The following is a 16,325-nucleotide window of genomic DNA, read 5'->3' on the forward strand; positions in this document are numbered from 1 at the left end:
AAAAACGCACTGAACCAGTGCAATTTATCGCCTTTGCACCAATTTATCTCTACAGTGGTTAACAATACCTTCACCACTCATTAATGTAATCTTTTTTTTCTTTATAAATCAACGGGTTCATAAGTCAACGCCATCTGGCATGCTTATTGCTTGATTGCTTAAGAGAAAACTGTTTTTTCCATTAATTAAATAAGCGTTTAATTAATTAAATGTTGATAGCCATCCTTTGAAGAAAGGATATGTTTACAGGAGCGTTGCAATGCGTGCATCAAAACTCACAAAGATAGGTATGGCGACCCTGATGTTTTCTTGCTCTGTCTGTGCTCAGGAGAGCATCAAGCTGGGCGTGATTGAACCGCTTACTGGCTCAGTGGCTTATAACGGAACCGCGTATGTTAATGGCGCCAGACTAGCGCTGGCGGAGTACAACAAGCGTACGGCAGCGAAGCCGGTGCAGCTGGTGATTGAAGATGGACAGTGCAGCCCGGCTAACTCCGTTAACGCGGCAGAAAAGCTGATTCAGAAAGATAAGGTTGTTGCCCTGCTTGGCGCCTTTTGCAGTTCGGCCACCGCAGCGGTCATGCCGCTGGCGCAACAGTATAAAGTGCCATTCCTGACCGGCGTCTCTTCTCAGGCCGATCTGACCGAAAGAAATAATCCTTACTTTTTCCGTTCCGCTGAAACCGATGCGCTGTTGGCGAAAGCGTTCGCTAAAATCCTGGCGGAAAAACTGCAATTAAAACGTGTCGCCTACATTGGCGTAAATGATGACTGGGGCCGGGGCAGTATTCAGGGCTTCTCGCAGGACCTCGCTACGCATGGCGTTAAAAATGTCATGACGGAATATTTTGATCATGGCGCCACCGATTTCTACACGCTGCTGGCCAAACTGCGCAACGCTAAGGCTGACGGCGTGTTTATTGCCGCAGAGACTCAGGATGGCGCGATACTGGTCAAGCAGCTCAAAGAGTTTGGTATTGATATCAATGTATTTGGTGTCGGCTCATGGGCAACCTCAGACTTTATTAACCTGGTGGGCGAGGCTTCGGAAGGCATTTACGCAGCGGTGCCTTATGTCTATACCTTGCCGGGCGACAGCAATCAGCAATTTGTTAAAGCTTACCAGGCGCAATATAAGCAGTTTCCGGATAAGTACGCCGCTGCCGGCTATAACTCCACGCACATCATGCTGGATGCGATAGGTCATGCGGATTCTACGGATGCCGCAAAAATTATTGCCAGTCTGAAAGCCACCGATTATCACGCCCCTAATGGCAATTACCGCTTCACTGATCAAGGCCAGGCTTACGGGTTTGATGCCGCGTTGGTGCAGATTCGCCAGAAAGTTCCTGAGGTGGTCACCAGCACTGCCGTTGAGGCGCCGGAGAAAAAATAATGGATCTGTTCCTGCAATTTTTTGCTAACGGCCTGGTGAGCGGCACCTTTTACGCTCTGTCCGCGCTGGGCCTGACGTTGATATTTGGTCTGATGCGCGTGGTCAACTTCGCTCATGGTGAGTTTTATATGATGGGCGGAATGTTGGGATGGTTTGTAACTCACGCGCTTGGGCTGAACTTTTTCACCGGTTTGCTGGCGGTCGCTATCATTATGGCGGCGTTTGGCTGGCTGGTGGATCGGTTATTGATCCAACGTGTTCGCGGCCAGTCTGAAGAGCCAGGCATCCTGTTAACGATTGGGCTATCGATTTTTATCGCGAATACCGCGTTACTCCTTGCGGGTACCTCACCGCAAAAAATTGATGGGCCATTGCCTAATGCCCCGATCTTTATCGGACCGGTTGTATTGACCGAAATGCGCCTGTTTGCGGTGGCGGTTTGCGCCGTGCTGATCCTCGGCGCGCATCTGATCATCAAAAAAACCCGACTGGGACGCGCAATGCGCGCTACGTTTCAGGATCCCATGGCTGCGCAGCTGGTGGGGATAAAAATCTCCCATGTTTACGCCAGCACTTTTGCCATGGGAACGGTGCTGGCAGCCAGTGCAGGCATGCTGTTGGGCGCGATCTACACCACCCAAGTCACCGTCGGTGGGTTGGTGAGCCTCAAGGCTTTTGTGGTAGTTATCCTCGGTGGAATGGGCAGCTTTGCCGGTGCGATTATCGGTGGCCTGTTGTTGGGCATCGCCGAGGCGATGTGGGGCGGTTATATCTCTACCGGCATGGTCGACATTATCGGCTTCCTGATCGTTATCGTGATGCTGGTTTTCCGACCCTATGGCCTGTTTTCAACACGCGCGGAGAGGGCATGATATGAAATTTGAACGCAATACCCTGCTGCTGCTGGCGGCGCTGGCGGCGGCATTCCCGCTGCTGGTACAGGATCAATACCTGCTGCATATTGGCGTCATGGTACTTATCTATGCGGTACTCGCCAGCAGCCTGAACCTGACCGTGGGTTATATTGGTGAATTCTCGCTTGGTCATACCGCTTTTCTTGGTCTGGGAGCCTATGCGGCCGCACTGCTGTCCAGTGATTTCGGCTGGCCGCTCTGGGCGACCATCCCTATGGCCGGTTTGATCGCAGCGGTAGCGGGTGCCTTAATCGGCGCTATCACGCTGCGCCTGCAGGGACCCTATTTTGTGATTATCACCCTGGCTTTCGCTGAAGTGTTGCGCATCATAGCCAATAACTGGGTGGCAGTAACCAATGGTCCGATGGGCGTGGCGGGTATTGCTCAGCCGCACTTTATGGCGGGACTGGCAGCGCTGGATATTAAGCGCAGCTACTACTATCTGGCCTTGCTGATTGCCATGCTGGCGCTCTACCTGATCTATCGCTTTGTTTACTCCAGCCAGGGGCGCGCCGCGGTTACGGTGCGCGAAAATCGTTATGTGGCTCAGTCGGTGGGCATCTGGCCCTTCGCTTATGCCATGAAAGCCTTCGTCCTCGGTGCGTTTCTCGCTGGCCTGGCGGGAGGTTTTTATGCGCATTACATCACCTTTGTCGGAACCGACGTATTCCAGTTCAGCTTTATGGTGTCGATGATCATCATGGTGCTACTGGGCGGAAAAGGCACGCTGGTTGGACCGGTCATCGGCGCGCTGGTTGTCACGCTGTTAAACGAATACCTGCGTGAAGCCCAGGAGCTACGTATGTCCATCTTCGGCCTGATTGTTATGGCCGTGGTACTGTTTCTTCCCAGGGGGCTGATGGGTTTTCTGACTCAGCGCCGGGAGCAACGCAGCCGGGCCGCGACGGAAAAAACGACCCAGGCACAGCAGGAGAAAACCGTATGAGCACCTCTTCGCAACCCATGCTGGCAGTACAAGGATTATGTAAAACCTTTGGCGGCCTGAAAGCGGTGCAGGATATCAGTTTCGATATTATGCCAGGTGAGCTGGTCGGGCTGATTGGACCGAACGGCGCAGGCAAAACCACCTGTTTTAATTTAATTACCGGCTTTTATAAGCCTGATGGCGGCCGGGTGCTGTTTTGTGGAGAAGAGATCACCGGTAAGGCTCCTCACACGCTTGCCCGCCGTGGGCTGGTGCGCAGCTTTCAGAAAACCAACGTGCTCAGGGCGTTAACCGCGTTTGAAAACGTGCTGGCAGGACATTATCTGGCGGCCCGGCAATCGTTAATGGATATCTTTTTGCCTCGCGCACATGTCCGTCATACCGAACAGAAAGTACGCGAAAGCGCCGCCAGCATCATCGACATAATGGGCCTGTCACATCGCATCAACACGCCAGCCAGCGTGCTCTCTTGTGGTGAGCTGCGTTTACTGGAGGTGGCGGTGGCGCTGGCGGCAAAACCCCGGTTGCTGATGCTGGATGAGCCCGCCGCCGGGTTAAACAGCCAGGAGGCGCGCGTATTTGGTCAGATTTTACAGCGTCTGCTGGGAACCCACGTGGAGTCGATGGTGATTGTGGAACATAACATGCATCTGATGATGGAAATTTGTCGCCGGCTGGTGGTGATGAACTTTGGTCAGAAGTTGACTGAGGGTACGCCCGAAGCGGTGCAACGCCATCCGCAGGTGATCGAAGCTTATCTTGGGAAGGCGAGCGCATGAAAAGTTCTGAACCCTGCATGTTAAAAATCGAAAGCTTACAGGTGGCCTATGGCAACGCTACCGCTCTGCATGGCATCGATATGGAAATCCAGCGTGGCGAAATTATCGCCTTGATCGGCGCTAATGGCGCGGGGAAAAGTACTACGCTGCGCACCATCTCCGGTCTGTTAAAGCCTAAAAACGGCACGATTTACTGGCAGGGCAACGCGATAAACGGCTGGTCAACGGAACGTATTGTCGCCGCGGGTATTGCGCACTGTCCGGAAGAACGCCATGTCTGGCCGACCATGAGCGTGTATGAAAACTTAATGATGGGCGCTTATCTCTGCCGTTCAGGAAAAGAAGTCGAAGAGCGGGTCGGTATGGCCTTTCACCGTTTCCCACGCTTACGTGAGCGGCATAAGCAGCTGGCGGGTACGCTGAGTGGCGGTGAGCAGCAAATGTTGGCCATCGCCCGTGCGCTGATGTCGGAACCTGAGCTGCTGCTGCTGGACGAGCCAAGTCTCGGATTATCGCCGCGTATGGCAGATGAGGTCTTTGATGTGATCCGTGACATTAATCAGCACGGGGTAACGGCGTTGATCGTCGAGCAAAACGTCTATAACGCGCTTTCTGTCGCTTCCCGCGCTTATGTGGTGGAGACCGGACGTATCGCCACTCATGCCATGGCGGCGAGCCTGCTTGAGGATAAAGAGTTACTCAATGCTTATCTGGGCGGGTAACGTTTCGTCAGGCAAAAAAAGCAGTTTAATTAATTAAGCGATTATTTAATAAAGGTAGAACATAATGAACCATGAATTACGAGTTGGAATCATTGGCGGTGGAATTGGCGGTGCGGCGCTGGCGCGCGCCTTACAGCAGCAAGGTATCGATTTCCACCTGTTTGAACGTGCACCCGCGTTTGGTGAAGTGGGGGCAGGCGTACAGATGACGCCTAACGCGGTAAAAGTGTTGAAGGCGCTGGGACTCACAGAGCCTCTTAAACAGGTAGGTTTTTTACCGGAAGCGATGGTGGGACTTAACTGGGAAAGCGGCAATGAACTCTTCCGCACGCCGCTCAAATCAACTTGCCCCGAGGTTTACGGCGCGGAATTTTATCATGTCCACCGTGCCGATCTGCATAGCCTCCTGACGTCGGATATCCCCGCCGAAAAGGTCACCTTTAATGCGCAATGCACCGCCGTTCAGCATAGCCCCCTGTCAGCGACAGCATTTTTTGCTGACGGTACCTCTTTTGAAGCAGACCTGATTGTCGGCGCTGACGGCATCCATTCTGCAGTACGCAGCGCGCTCTGGGGTGATGAAAAACCGCAGTTCACCGGACATATGTGCTGGCGAGCACTGGTACCGGTTGCTGAGCACCCATTGCCGTTTGTCGGACCTTACGCCGCCTTTTGGATGGGACCTTCAGCCCATGTCGTTACTTACTATGTCAAAGGCGGCAAGGCGGTGAACATTGTTGCGGTCACTGAAACCGCAGAATGGGTAAAAGAGTCATGGACCGAAGCCAGCTCAACCGACGAATTATTAAACGCTTACCAGGGCTGGCATCCGGATCTGATTCAGCTGTTTGAACGCACCGATCCGACTCAGACCTTTAAATGGGGCTTGTTTGATCACGATCCGATGGCGCAGTGGTCTGTTCCTCATGTCACGCTGTTAGGCGACGCAGCGCACCCTATGCTGCCATTTTTATCGCAGGGCGCGGCGATGGCCATTGAGGATGGCTATGTACTGGCGCAGGCGCTGGCGCATTTCGGCGGCGATGTTCCTGCGGCGCTGGCCGCCTATGAAGCTGAACGCCGTCCGCGCACGTCTCAGGTTCAGCTCCAGGCCCGTGAACGTGGTCGCACCTATCATCTCTCCTCGCCGGAAGAATTACGACAACGAGACCTCGCGTTTCAACAGGAGCAGGCGAAAAACCCTAATGCGGTGGGTATCCGTGCTGAATGGATTTACGAATATGACGCCACTCGCTGTCGCGAGCGATTTGATGAGACCCAAGCGCACGCGTAACAGCATTGCGGGAATGGCCCCAGAAGGCCACATGAGCCATTACCAGAGAAAAGGGAAATAAGATGAAAAAAACCTTTCGTATCGGACAAATCGTTCCCAGCTCCAACGTCACAATGGAGACAGAAATCCCTGCCTTGTTGCGGGCTCGCGAAAGCGTGGGCGAAGAGCGCTTCACCTTTCATTCTTCTCGTATGCGCATGAAGCATGTCACCAGGGAAGAACTGGCGGCAATGGATGCCGACAGCGACCGCTGTGCGCTGGAGCTTTCGGATGCGCGTGTCGACATCATGGGCTACGCCTGCCTCGTTGCCATTATGTCAATGGGGCACGGTTACCATTGTGTCTCAGGATCGCGCTTGCAGCAGGTGACAGCGAACAATGGCGCTCCCACGACAGTGATTACCTCAGCGGGTGCGTTGATCGAAGGGCTGAAGGCCATAGGAGCCAGAAGGGTTGCTGTTGTGGCTCCCTATATGAAACCGCTCACCGAAATGGTCGTCGACTATATTCGCCACGAAGGTATTGAGGTCTCCGATTACCGGGCACTGGAGATTCAGGACAACCTGGCGGTAGCGGCGCACGATCCGATGAATTTGCCGGATATCGTTGCTGACATGAATACCGACGATGTTGATGCGGTGGTGTTGTCGGCCTGTGTCCAGATGCCTTCTCTGTCCGCTGTAACGATAGTTGAAGCCCGTACCGGAAAACCCGTGGTGACCGCAGCGATAGCCACTACCTGGCAGATGCTCAAGGCACTCCATATCGAAACGCGGGTTCCGGGCGGCGGAACGTTGCTTTCCGGCGCTTACTGAGGGGGCATTATGACGATCAACACCAGAACAAACGAAACTCAAGGTGGTGGATACAACGTTCACGCCAATGGCATCCGCCAGCACCTGCTCCATTATCCTGGACCCGGCCCGCAGTTATTGTTAATTCCGGGGATCACTTCACCGGCGATAACCTGGGGATTCGTTGCTGAACGGCTAGCTGAACGCTTTGATGTACACGTGCTTGATGTGCGTGGCCGGGGATTGAGTGAGGCAGGGGAGCTGGACTATTCACTCGATGCGATGGCTGCCGATGCGCTGGCCGTGATCGCAGCCGCCGGCCTTATGTCACCGGTAATACTGGGCCATTCGATGGGCGCACGCACAGCCATTCGCGCTGCACGGATTAACCCCACTGCGATTGGTCAGCTGGTACTGGTCGACCCACCCGTTTCAGGGCCGGGGCGGCGCGTCTATCCCTCTCCCTGGAACTGGTACGAAGATTCAATCCGGCTGGCTGCAAAGGGCTGTTCGGGAGAAGAGATGCGCCAGTTTTGTCCTTCCTGGAGCGATGAGCAAAACGCTTTGCGCGCTGAGTGGTTGCATACCTGCCAGCTCTCTGCGATCCGCACCGCCTATGACGGTTTCCACAGCGATGATATGCATGCCGATCTGGCCAATATCACGCTACCCGTTCGCCTGGTGGTCGCCGGTGGCGCCCCGGTAATCGAGCCAAATGATGTCGCAGAAATCCAGGCGCTGGCGCCGCAGACCGAGGTCAGGGTCGTTGAGCGAGCGGGTCATATGATTCCGTGGGACGATCTCGAAGGCTTTCTCGGTGCGGTCATGGACCTGGAAATCCGTTGAGCTTCGCGCTCGCGGTTAAAGCTGGATAGCCCGTAATCAAGACAGCAAAACCAAAAACAACGAGGAATGAGCGATGGATCAAGCAAGCTTTACCGAGATCTGCCTGCATCAGTTAAAAATGTCCGGCGTGCACGAGGGTGAAAAGCTTGTCGTGCTGACGCAAGGCAACGACCGCCTCGAGTACGCTGACGCCTTCATGGCGGCAGGACAGCGTCTGGGGGCGAATATGTATCATATGCGCCTGCCTGCGCCGATACCAACGGGAGGCTGGAATGTAGGTGTCACGGGGTTGGCGGCGTTACCCTGGGCAGTCGAGGCGCTCAAACAATGCGACATGCTGATCGACTGCGTCTTTCTACTCTTCTCGCCGGAACAATTCGCGATTCAGGCTGCCGGTACGCGGATCCTGACGGCTGTTGAACCGCCTGAATTGTTAGCGCGCATGCTGCCCTATCCTGAGCTGCGTGAAAAGGTCGAAATCGCCGCGGGAATGCTGGAAAAAGCTAATGTTATGCGCATCACCTCTCCCTATGGCACAGATGTGACCTATCAGCTTAACAGCTATCCCACCGTAGCCGAATATGGCTGTACCGATACGCCGGGACGCTGGGATCATTGGCCTTCAGGCTTCGTTTTTACCGGTGGCGACGATGACGGCGTCAATGGTCAGATTGTCGTAGCCCCCGGCGATATCCTGCTGCCGCAAAACATCTATGTGCGTGAGCCAATCACTTACACCATTGAAAAAGGCTGGATAACGGATATTCGTGGTGGGCTTGATGCCGAACTCGTTAAATCTTACATGGCGGCTTTCGACGATCCGCGCGGCATGGGCATGAGCCATGTCGGCTGGGGCATGAATCCGCAGGCCAGCTGGCACAACATGACGCCGGGCGCATTTCCCGGCGGTATGGGGATGGAACCGCGCAGCTACTATGGCAACGTGATGTTCTCTACCGGACCCAACAATGAACTTGGCGGTCCGAATGATACCGCCTGCCATCTGGATATTCCGATGCGTGGCTGCTCGCTGTTTCTCGATGATGAAGCGATCGTGATTGATGGCGATATCGCGGTAAAAGAGATTCAGATGCAGCGTTACTAGCAGAGTGGCCCGCCAGGGCCGCTCTAAACCTTTTACAGGAAAAACAATAATGTCCCAGGAGACGATCTATGATCAGGCGGGATTTGGCCGCGCGGTACCGCGCGGCGAGCGTCCGGCCATCGTGGTAGTTGACTTCAGCTACGGCTTTACCGATACCCAATATCCCACAGCTGCCGACATGCGCGCGCCGATCGCGGCTACCCGGCGGCTGACCGATCGTGCCAGAGCCGCTGGCTTCCCGGTGATCTATACCACAATCGCTTATCATCCCGGCGAGCTGGAACAACTGCCCTGGCTGAAGAAGGCCACCGGTATGGCGGCATTGCTGGCAGGCTCGCGACTGGTCGACATCGATGCCGCAACTGGCATTCAGCCTGGCGATACGATTGTGACAAAAAAGGGCGCGTCGGCCTTCTTTGGCACCTCGCTGGCAGCCCTGCTGGCCGGTACCAGGACCGATACCTTAATCGTGACGGGTGCAACCACATCAGGATGTGTTCGCGCCAGCGTGGTCGATGCCGTGCAGTCCGGCTTCAACGTGCTGGTCCCGCGTGACTGTTGCGGCGACCGGGCAGCGCCACCGCATGAGGCCAGCCTCTACGATATGGATCAAAAATATGCTGATGTCACCGATGCCGCTGAGATTCTGAGCTGGCTGGATTCGCTGGCCGGGCGGACAGCCGCCGCAAGCACGGGCGCAGTACCAGACAAGTCTGTTTCATATCGCGCAGAAAAATGCTGACGTCATGCTTTTGCCCGCTTTCCTGAGCCGGGCTGATTCTCAGTCAGCAAGGGGAGGCGCGCTGGCGTTTCCCCTTAAACTGCCAACAGGCTAGAATAAACGGATCTTTTTTTGCGCTAACGCCTTGGAGCATTATGGATAACAGAGAAATTCGGGGGCGCAAGGGCGTAGCTATACGTCGCGGCCGTCCGCCTAATAAAAACAAACCCGGCAGGCCAGAGGGAAAAAATAATAACGTAAAAGATGAAATCCTTGATGCCGGGGAAATTTTATTTGCCGATCTCGGTTATGCCGGCACGACGTTGCGAGAGGTTTCGGAAGCGGCTGAGGTGACCCAGGCGTTAGTTATCTATTACTTCGGCTCAAAATATGGTTTGTTCGAAGCGGTTTTTTTACGACGCAGCAGGCGGGTTTCCGAAGAGCGTATGGCGCGCTTACAGGCGCTGGAGCAACAGGATACGATGACGGTAGAAGCGATTATGCACGCTTTTCTGAAACCGACGCTGACCTTACGCGAAACCAAACAGGGACGCGCGTTTATCCGCCTGCAGGCGCGTTTGCATACTGAACCGCCAGAAATCTCTTATGGTCTGCGCAACCATGCTTATGACAATTCCACCAAGGCGTTTGTCAGCGCGTTTATGCGCCAGCTTCCTCATTTATCCGAGAGCGAAGCCTATTGGCGCATGACGATGGTCATTGGCGCTTACATGTATACCTTCTCTGATACGCATCGTCTGGAAGAACTGGCGCCCCAGGTGTGTAACACGCAGGATAACAACGAACTGCTGGAAAATATTATGCGTTTTGCCTGTGCCGGAATGAAAGCCACCGGTCAGCTCGCTCCCTGATGTGGCCAGCCACCCCGTTCTGACAACGTAACGGGAGCAAAAAAACGTCCCCGCATCAGGTTACCGCGGGGACGAGATTAAGCAGTTAGCTGAGAAAAATATCAGTCTAAGTCCCGGCCGTTGCTGGCAATCACTTTTTTATACCACCAGAAAGATTTCTTACGTTTGCGCGCTAAGGTGCCGGCACCCCGGTCGTCTCTGTCAACGTAGACGAAGCCGTAACGCTTGCTCATTTCTCCCGTGGAGGCCGCCACCAGGTCAATGCACCCCCAGGTGGTATAGCCCATCACCGGGATACCATCATCAATGGCCTGCGCCATGGCGCGGATGTGTTCACGCAGATAGCTGATGCGATAATCATCATTAATCTCACCTTCCGCATTAATTTCGTCGCGTGCGCCCAGACCATTCTCAACCAGAAACAAAGGCTTCTGGTAGCGGTCATACATCATATTCATGGTAATCCGCAGCCCAAGCGGATCGATACCCCAGCCCCATTCGCTGCGCTTAATGTGTGGATTAGTCAGCGATTTGACCACATTCGCGGCGCTGCTGTTTTTCTCGTTCATCTCCGCTGAAGCACAGCGCGAGGCGTAATAACTGGGGTCCGCTTGGAATTCGGAAACTATCCCACGCTAAGACTGTTTTTTGTACAATGCGGTGTCGACTGTGCGTAATGAGCGGTATTTTCCGGACCCCAGTTTAAGGTTATTACGCCAGACATAATCTCCACTCAGATTGATATGTTCCCAGCCCAAGGGAGAAAGATGTGATACCAGTTGCTCATTTATCGGGATACCTTTTCGTTTTAGTGACTCAATGGCTCATTCTATATATACCGTATTCCACAGCGTGATCGCCGCTGTCAGTAACGTCATCCGGATGCACCCTGTGCCGGAATCCCCCCGCAGCAGGATTTCAGCACTGCCGTCCGGACTGCACATGGCTGGCCTTCTGATAGCCTCCTTGCTCACGAGTCGCTGACCTGCCGCCCCGCCGCGGATAACGAATATTAGTTATGAAGAACCACGCTGTCGCTGATATCAGCTCTGCCCATACGGACCCTGCGGGAGATACCGTGCGGGTCTTCAAAACCGAAGGAAATCCCGAACAGTAGCTTGAATTCATTAGACACGCCCAGGACTTCACGGACGGTATCTGCGTAAAAGCCCAGCAGGGTCTGCGGGATCCCGGCCATGCCGCGTGCCGTCAGCGACAGCAAAAAGTTCTGAGCGTACATGCCGATGTCAGAAGCCACGCGAACCTTATCTCCGACTGCCGGCATGAAGAGGAACGCCGCATGCGGTGCGCCAAAAAACTCCAGGTTGCGGCGAAACGTTTTCGCCCGCCCCTCTTTGTCTTCCCGCGCAATACCAAGCGCTTCGTAATAGGTTCTGCCCTGTTCTTTACGGCGGTCACCATAAACTCCCGGGTAATCCGCCGGATCAAAGCTGAAATCCGGCGCGGGATCGCCCCCGGCCGCCGTCATCATCGCGGCAGTCACTTCTTCCTTCTTCTGACCGGAGACGATATGTACGTGCCAGGGCTGAGTGTTACAGTTTGAGGGTGCAAGCTGCGCATCCTGTAGCACCAGACGAAGCTGTTCATCGGTCAGCGGCGTGTTGAGGAAATCCCGGGGAGAGTGACGCTGACGGACAGCATCTTCAAATAACATCATCATGCGTATCATTCCTGTTTATCTGAGAAAGTTTTAACATGATAATTACCTACTACGGGTAGATAAATATCGATGCAGTAATATCACTTCGTAACAGGAGTTGTTAATGATGGACAGACTGAAGAGTATGGAGGCTTTTGTGTCCGCGGCAGACACGGGCTCCTTCGCTGGCGCAGCCGCACCGCTGGGCATGTCTGCCCAGATGGTAGCCAAACACATACACGCGCTCGAAGACCGCCTGGGGGTTCGCCTGATTAACCGGACAACCCGCCGTCAGAGTCTGACCGAGTTTGGCGAGCGGTATCTTGAGCGCTGCAGACTTATCCTGGCCGAAGCAGAGGCTGCTGACGCGATGGCAGGGGAAACGCTGACTGAACCGCAGGGCCGTATCCGGGTCAGTGCCCCCATCAATTTCGGGGCGGGCAGCCTGATGAACTTTCTGACCGGTTACCTGACGCGCTATCCGCTGACGGAGGTCGAAGTATCGCTCAGCGATCGCTACGTTAATCTGACGGAGGAGGGGTTTGAAGCCGTATTCAGGGTGGGCGATCCTGATGTAAATATGAGCTCATCGCTGGTGATGCGTCCGCTCAGGCCCTACCGGCTGATCCTGTGCGCATCGCCGGCTTACCTGACCCGGTACGGAGAGCCCCGTAGTCCAGCAGAGCTGGCGACGCATGAGTGCGTGGGATATGTCTCCTGGGACAGGATAGCCAAAAGCGAATGGCGGTTCGCCAGAAACGGCAAAACCTTCCCGGTTGAGGTCCGGAGCCGGCTGATACTCAATGATACGCGCGCGCAGATCAACGCCGCTATCGGCGGATTTGGCATAATTCTGCAGGCGGAGGACATGCTTCAGTCCCACATACGTAGCGGTGAACTGGTGCAGATTCTCGAAGACTACAGCGGGCCGTCCATGCCGCTGAACCTGATCTATCCCGCAGACCGGCGACAGACGGCTAAGCTTAAAACGTTCATTGCTGAAGCGACGGCCTGCTTCTGCGGCTAACCGGCCGCGCCGGGCATTTTTCTCCCCGGCTGGACTTCCTGCCGGAGCCGCTTGATGTCACGCAGCGGCGGCTCGCCGAATATCCTCGCGTATTCCCGGTTGAACTGGCTCTGACTTTCATAGCCAACCAGCAGCGCTACCGTGCCTGCCTCGTGGTTCTCGTTCAGCATCAGCTGCCGGGCCTCCTGTAGCCGCAGCTTTTTCTGGTACTGCAGCGGACTCATGCCGGTAACGGTGCGAAAATGCTGCCGGAAGGTAGAAGGGCTCATGTGCGCGCTCCGGGCCAGCTCATCTACCGGGAAGTTTTTACGGAAGTTGAGTTTCAGCCAGGTAACCGAGCGGGCTATCTGCTTGCCAGGCGAGCCCGCCGATACCAGCTGCCAGAGGTATAACCCGTGTGGCCCGGTCAGCAGGCGAAGGATGATTTCACGCTGGATCAGCACGCTCAGTTGCGGCATCAGCCGGGGTTCATCAATCAGTGATACCAGCCGGATAACGGCGTCAAGCAGCGCCGGCTCGAGTTCAGCCACGGATATGGCCCTTGATGTTTCACGCAGGGGCTCAGCCATTTCAATCTCTGCCGCCACCTGCGTAACCAGACCGACGTCCAGATCGAGGCCAATTCCGGTATAAGGCTCCTGAATGCTGGCGCGCGTGACGTGAGACACGACGGGCAAATCGACCGTTGTTACCAGAGACTGGCCCGGGCCATAATCAATCACGTCGTCGCCCAGCATGACCTGCTTATGCCCCTGAACTGTAATGGCCAGGCCCGGCCCGTAGGTGCAGGGCAGGGGGGCAGTGGGTTCGCAGCGATGATAGATGCTAAGGCCCGGAACAGGCGTCAAAAAATTTTCATTAATTTTTGCAAACCGCGCAATGACTTCGCGCAGGCGCGCCTGCATAGCCTCTTTATTCTGATACGCTGTAACACTCATTTTACGCCGCCTCCCCTTCCTGATTACCGCCTAAGCCTACCATGCTGCAGAAAATTCCTGTGCCTGCGGAAACTAAAAAAAATCAAATTGGGCAAAAAATGCGTTGTTTCTGACAACCGGCCTCAGCCCTGCTGCCGCATGCTTAATGATAAACCTGCCCGCCGTGCAGGCATGGGGCTTCGACCGCAGGGGAATAAAAATGAGTAAAAAAGTATGGTTTATTACCGGTGCAAACCGGGGGATAGGGCTCGCACTGACTGAATCTCTGCTCCGGGCCGGCCATCGCGTGGTCGCGACAGCGCGTCATACCAGGAAAACTTAAAACGCTTACGGATACTGATAATCTGCTGGCACTTACGCTGAACATAATCAGCAGGGAGCAGGCGCGCAGTGCGGTGACAGAAGCCGTGCAGCATTTTGGTCAAATCGACGTGCTGGTAAACAATGCCGGGTATGGCCAGCTGGGCTGGTTCCAGGATGCGGCGGAAGAAGAGATCAGGCGTCAGTTTGAGGTCAACCTGTTCGGCACCATGAACGTGACCCGTGAAGTGCTGCCGGTGATGAGAAAGCAGAAGAGCGGTCATATTTTTACCGTCTCTTCCACCGCCGAATTTAACGGTGTTGAGGGCTCCTCTCTTTATGCAGCCTCTAAATTTGCCGTTGAAGGCTGGATGCAGGGGGCTGAACCGTGAGGTCTCGCCGCTCGGGATTTAAAACAACGATTGTAGCTCCCGGCGGATTCCGCACTGACTTTCTCGATGAAAGCTCCGTTGCCCATGCAAAACCGTCTGTCAGTGATTACTGTGACAGCGTCACTGCATTTACAACCATTCTTAACAGGTTCAGTCATCGCCAGCCCGGCGATCCGGCAAAGCTGGGTGAGGTATTTATCTCGCTTTCTGAAATGAACGAGCCGCCACACCGGTTTGCCGCAGGCTCCGATGCCTATAACGGCTTTATACGTAAACTTGACGAGTACCGGCAGTCAGCTGAGGCGTTACGTGAGCTCTCATTTTTAACGGATTTCCCTGACGGACAACAGTCACAGGGAGAGATCATGACGTCCCGGCGCGCGCTTATTGTGTCAGCCCATCCGGAGGCCACATCTTTTAACGCCAGCCTGGTCGGGCTGGCATCCCAGGAGTTAGAGAGCCTGGATTACAAGGTCTGCATTTCAGACCTCTATGCAGCAAACTTTGTGCCCGTCGAGTCACCTTCTCACTTCACACACCGTGTGAACCCAGACCGGTTTAACGTTCAGGCTGAGCAACGGCATGCCTGGGAAACAGACTGCCTGCCCCCCGAGGTTCAGCAGGAGATGAAGCGACTCTGTGAAACCGACCTGCTCATCCTGCAGTTTCCCTTCTGGTGGTATGGCGCTCCGGCCATCCTTAAAGGCTGGATTGAGCGCGTGTTTATCTACGGTGGGGTGTATTCGGGAAGCCAGCTGTTCAGCAGCGGAGCTTTCAGGGGAAAGCGTGCCCTCATCAGCACCACACTGGGATCGCCGGAGCATCTTTGTAAGCCAGGCCAGCTTCAGGGCGATCCCCGCGTACATCTCTGGCCGCTTATTCAGACCCTGTACGCGACGGGTTATGAGGTTCTGGACCCGCTGCTTTTATTTGGCATCACCTCTGCACCGGTTCCCTATAAACAGGCGCATATGAAACGCCAGCAGAAAAAGTTTATTGCGGCGATCGGACGGCAGACAGCCGCGCGGCTCTGCCGCTCAACCGTGACAGAGAGCACTGCAGGTCTCTTTCCACGCAGCGACTCCACTCCGGCCTTACTGAAACAGGGAGAAATGTATATGCCTTTTATCAATGCAAAGTTGCTTGAAGGTGTTTTTTCAGAAAGCGAAAAAGCGCACCTGAGAAAAGCCATCACCGAGGCAATGGTTGAAATCAAAGGAGAATCCATCCGGTCGTCAACGTGGGTGGTATTTGATGAAGTAAAAAGCGGTAACTGGTGGCTCGGAGACAGGCAGCTTAACACTCCGGAAATTATTGCGGCTGAAAAGACGGCAAAGGTGACTGAGGCGCACTTTTCACTGTTGACGGTTCCCTCCGCTTTTCTATATCACAGGCTGTCTTCACAGGCAGTTTTTTTAAAAAATAAATCACCCGCCGGGCTTAGTAAAAAGACATTTATTTTTAATGGCTTTATTTTCCAATAAGTTACGAATTTTTATTTTAATACGCTTACTCCTCAATTGCTTCACCGGTAACATAAAACCCGGCTTTGTGATTGAAAAAGGCAAAAAACGCACCGCATCGGGCAAACGAATTCCATCATGTGTCGCATACTGTTG

16 protein-coding genes and 3 pseudogenes are annotated in these 16,325 nt (G+C 54.5%); 14 read left to right on the top strand and 5 right to left on the bottom strand.

What is annotated here, in order from left to right; translation table 11 throughout:
* The first annotated feature begins 259 nt into the window (after positions 1 to 259).
* The 11 genes and pseudogenes from PW844_RS21815 (at position 260) to PW844_RS21865 (ending at position 10,389) form a co-directional block, all read left to right on the top strand.
* Entirely contained in the window at positions 260 to 1,396 is a 1,137-nt protein-coding gene (locus PW844_RS21815; protein WP_299456311.1) for a penicillin-binding protein activator, read from the top strand.
* A complete protein-coding gene (locus PW844_RS21820; protein WP_040088378.1) occupies positions 1,396 to 2,268 on the top strand; it encodes a branched-chain amino acid ABC transporter permease in 873 nt (290 codons plus the stop codon). The genes PW844_RS21815 and PW844_RS21820 overlap by 1 nt, the downstream gene beginning before the upstream one ends.
* Position 2,269: 1 nt before the next feature.
* The gene (locus tag PW844_RS21825) at positions 2,270 to 3,256 is read left to right on the top strand and encodes a branched-chain amino acid ABC transporter permease (protein ID WP_299456320.1); all 987 of its coding nucleotides are present in this window, start codon (positions 2,270 to 2,272) and stop codon (positions 3,254 to 3,256) included.
* Positions 3,253 to 4,035, top strand: coding sequence for an ABC transporter ATP-binding protein (locus PW844_RS21830; RefSeq protein WP_299456322.1), 783 nt, complete (start codon positions 3,253 to 3,255; stop codon positions 4,033 to 4,035). Before PW844_RS21825 ends, PW844_RS21830 begins: the two co-directional genes overlap by 4 nt.
* Positions 4,032 to 4,757: an ABC transporter ATP-binding protein gene (locus PW844_RS21835; protein WP_159223982.1), complete on the top strand. Its 726-nt coding sequence runs from the start codon at positions 4,032 to 4,034 to the stop codon at positions 4,755 to 4,757. Before PW844_RS21830 ends, PW844_RS21835 begins: the two co-directional genes overlap by 4 nt.
* A 64-nt stretch (positions 4,758 to 4,821) precedes the next feature.
* The gene (locus PW844_RS21840) at positions 4,822 to 6,051 is read left to right on the top strand and encodes an FAD-dependent monooxygenase (RefSeq protein WP_299456326.1); all 1,230 of its coding nucleotides are present in this window, start codon (positions 4,822 to 4,824) and stop codon (positions 6,049 to 6,051) included.
* A gap of 113 nt (positions 6,052 to 6,164) precedes the next feature.
* Complete coding sequence (locus PW844_RS21845) at positions 6,165 to 6,866, top strand: Asp/Glu racemase (RefSeq protein WP_299456343.1); 702 nt, start codon at positions 6,165 to 6,167, stop codon at positions 6,864 to 6,866.
* A gap of 9 nt (positions 6,867 to 6,875) precedes the next feature.
* Positions 6,876 to 7,691, top strand: coding sequence for an alpha/beta hydrolase (locus PW844_RS21850; RefSeq protein ID WP_299456328.1), 816 nt, complete (start codon positions 6,876 to 6,878; stop codon positions 7,689 to 7,691).
* Between the two features lie 73 nt (positions 7,692 to 7,764).
* Entirely contained in the window at positions 7,765 to 8,796 is a 1,032-nt protein-coding gene (locus PW844_RS21855; protein ID WP_299456330.1) for a 2,5-dihydroxypyridine 5,6-dioxygenase, read from the top strand.
* Positions 8,797 to 8,845: 49 nt separating this feature from the next.
* A pseudogene (locus PW844_RS21860) lies at positions 8,846 to 9,442 on the top strand (isochorismatase family protein); the annotation flags it as partial.
* A gap of 230 nt (positions 9,443 to 9,672) precedes the next feature.
* Complete coding sequence (locus tag PW844_RS21865) at positions 9,673 to 10,389, top strand: TetR/AcrR family transcriptional regulator (RefSeq protein ID WP_299456332.1); 717 nt, start codon at positions 9,673 to 9,675, stop codon at positions 10,387 to 10,389.
* A gap of 101 nt (positions 10,390 to 10,490) precedes the next feature.
* Here PW844_RS21865 and PW844_RS21870 read toward each other — a convergent pair.
* The 3 genes and pseudogenes from PW844_RS21870 to PW844_RS21880 form a co-directional block, all read right to left on the bottom strand.
* Positions 10,491 to 10,991: pseudogene (locus tag PW844_RS21870) on the bottom strand (family 1 glycosylhydrolase); the annotation flags it as partial.
* A 33-nt stretch (positions 10,992 to 11,024) separates the two neighbouring features.
* Positions 11,025 to 11,267 (bottom strand): annotated as a pseudogene (locus PW844_RS21875) (Tn3 family transposase); the annotation flags it as partial.
* 134 nt (positions 11,268 to 11,401) lie between these two features.
* Positions 11,402 to 12,070 carry a nitroreductase gene (locus PW844_RS21880; RefSeq protein ID WP_226328456.1) on the bottom strand — a complete coding sequence of 223 codons (669 nt, stop codon included), beginning with the start codon at positions 12,068 to 12,070 and terminating at the stop codon, positions 11,402 to 11,404.
* A 103-nt stretch (positions 12,071 to 12,173) separates the two neighbouring features.
* Here PW844_RS21880 and PW844_RS21885 point away from each other — a divergent pair, with 103 nt between their 5' ends.
* A complete protein-coding gene (locus PW844_RS21885) occupies positions 12,174 to 13,076 on the top strand; it encodes a LysR family transcriptional regulator (RefSeq protein WP_226328457.1) in 903 nt (300 codons plus the stop codon).
* Here the strand turns inward: PW844_RS21885 and PW844_RS21890 are convergent.
* On the bottom strand, positions 13,073 to 14,014 hold the full coding sequence (locus PW844_RS21890; protein WP_299456338.1) for an AraC family transcriptional regulator: 942 nt from the start codon (positions 14,012 to 14,014) through the stop codon (positions 13,073 to 13,075). The genes PW844_RS21885 and PW844_RS21890 overlap by 4 nt on opposite strands.
* A gap of 347 nt (positions 14,015 to 14,361) precedes the next feature.
* On the opposite strand from PW844_RS21890, the gene PW844_RS21895 reads away from it, so the two are divergent.
* Both PW844_RS21895 and PW844_RS21900 read left to right on the top strand, forming a co-directional pair.
* Complete coding sequence (locus tag PW844_RS21895) at positions 14,362 to 14,706, top strand: SDR family NAD(P)-dependent oxidoreductase (RefSeq protein ID WP_367187770.1); 345 nt, start codon at positions 14,362 to 14,364, stop codon at positions 14,704 to 14,706.
* Entirely contained in the window at positions 14,703 to 16,190 is a 1,488-nt protein-coding gene (locus PW844_RS21900; RefSeq protein ID WP_299456340.1) for an NAD(P)H-dependent oxidoreductase, read from the top strand. The genes PW844_RS21895 and PW844_RS21900 overlap by 4 nt, the downstream gene beginning before the upstream one ends.
* Here PW844_RS21900 and PW844_RS21905 read toward each other — a convergent pair.
* Positions 16,134 to 16,325: hypothetical protein (locus PW844_RS21905; protein ID WP_299456341.1), on the bottom strand; the 192-nt coding region annotated here is incomplete at its 5' end. The genes PW844_RS21900 and PW844_RS21905 overlap by 57 nt on opposite strands.

The organism is Pantoea sp., assembly GCF_028283705.1.
Classification (GTDB): Bacteria; Pseudomonadota; Gammaproteobacteria; order Enterobacterales; family Enterobacteriaceae; genus Pantoea.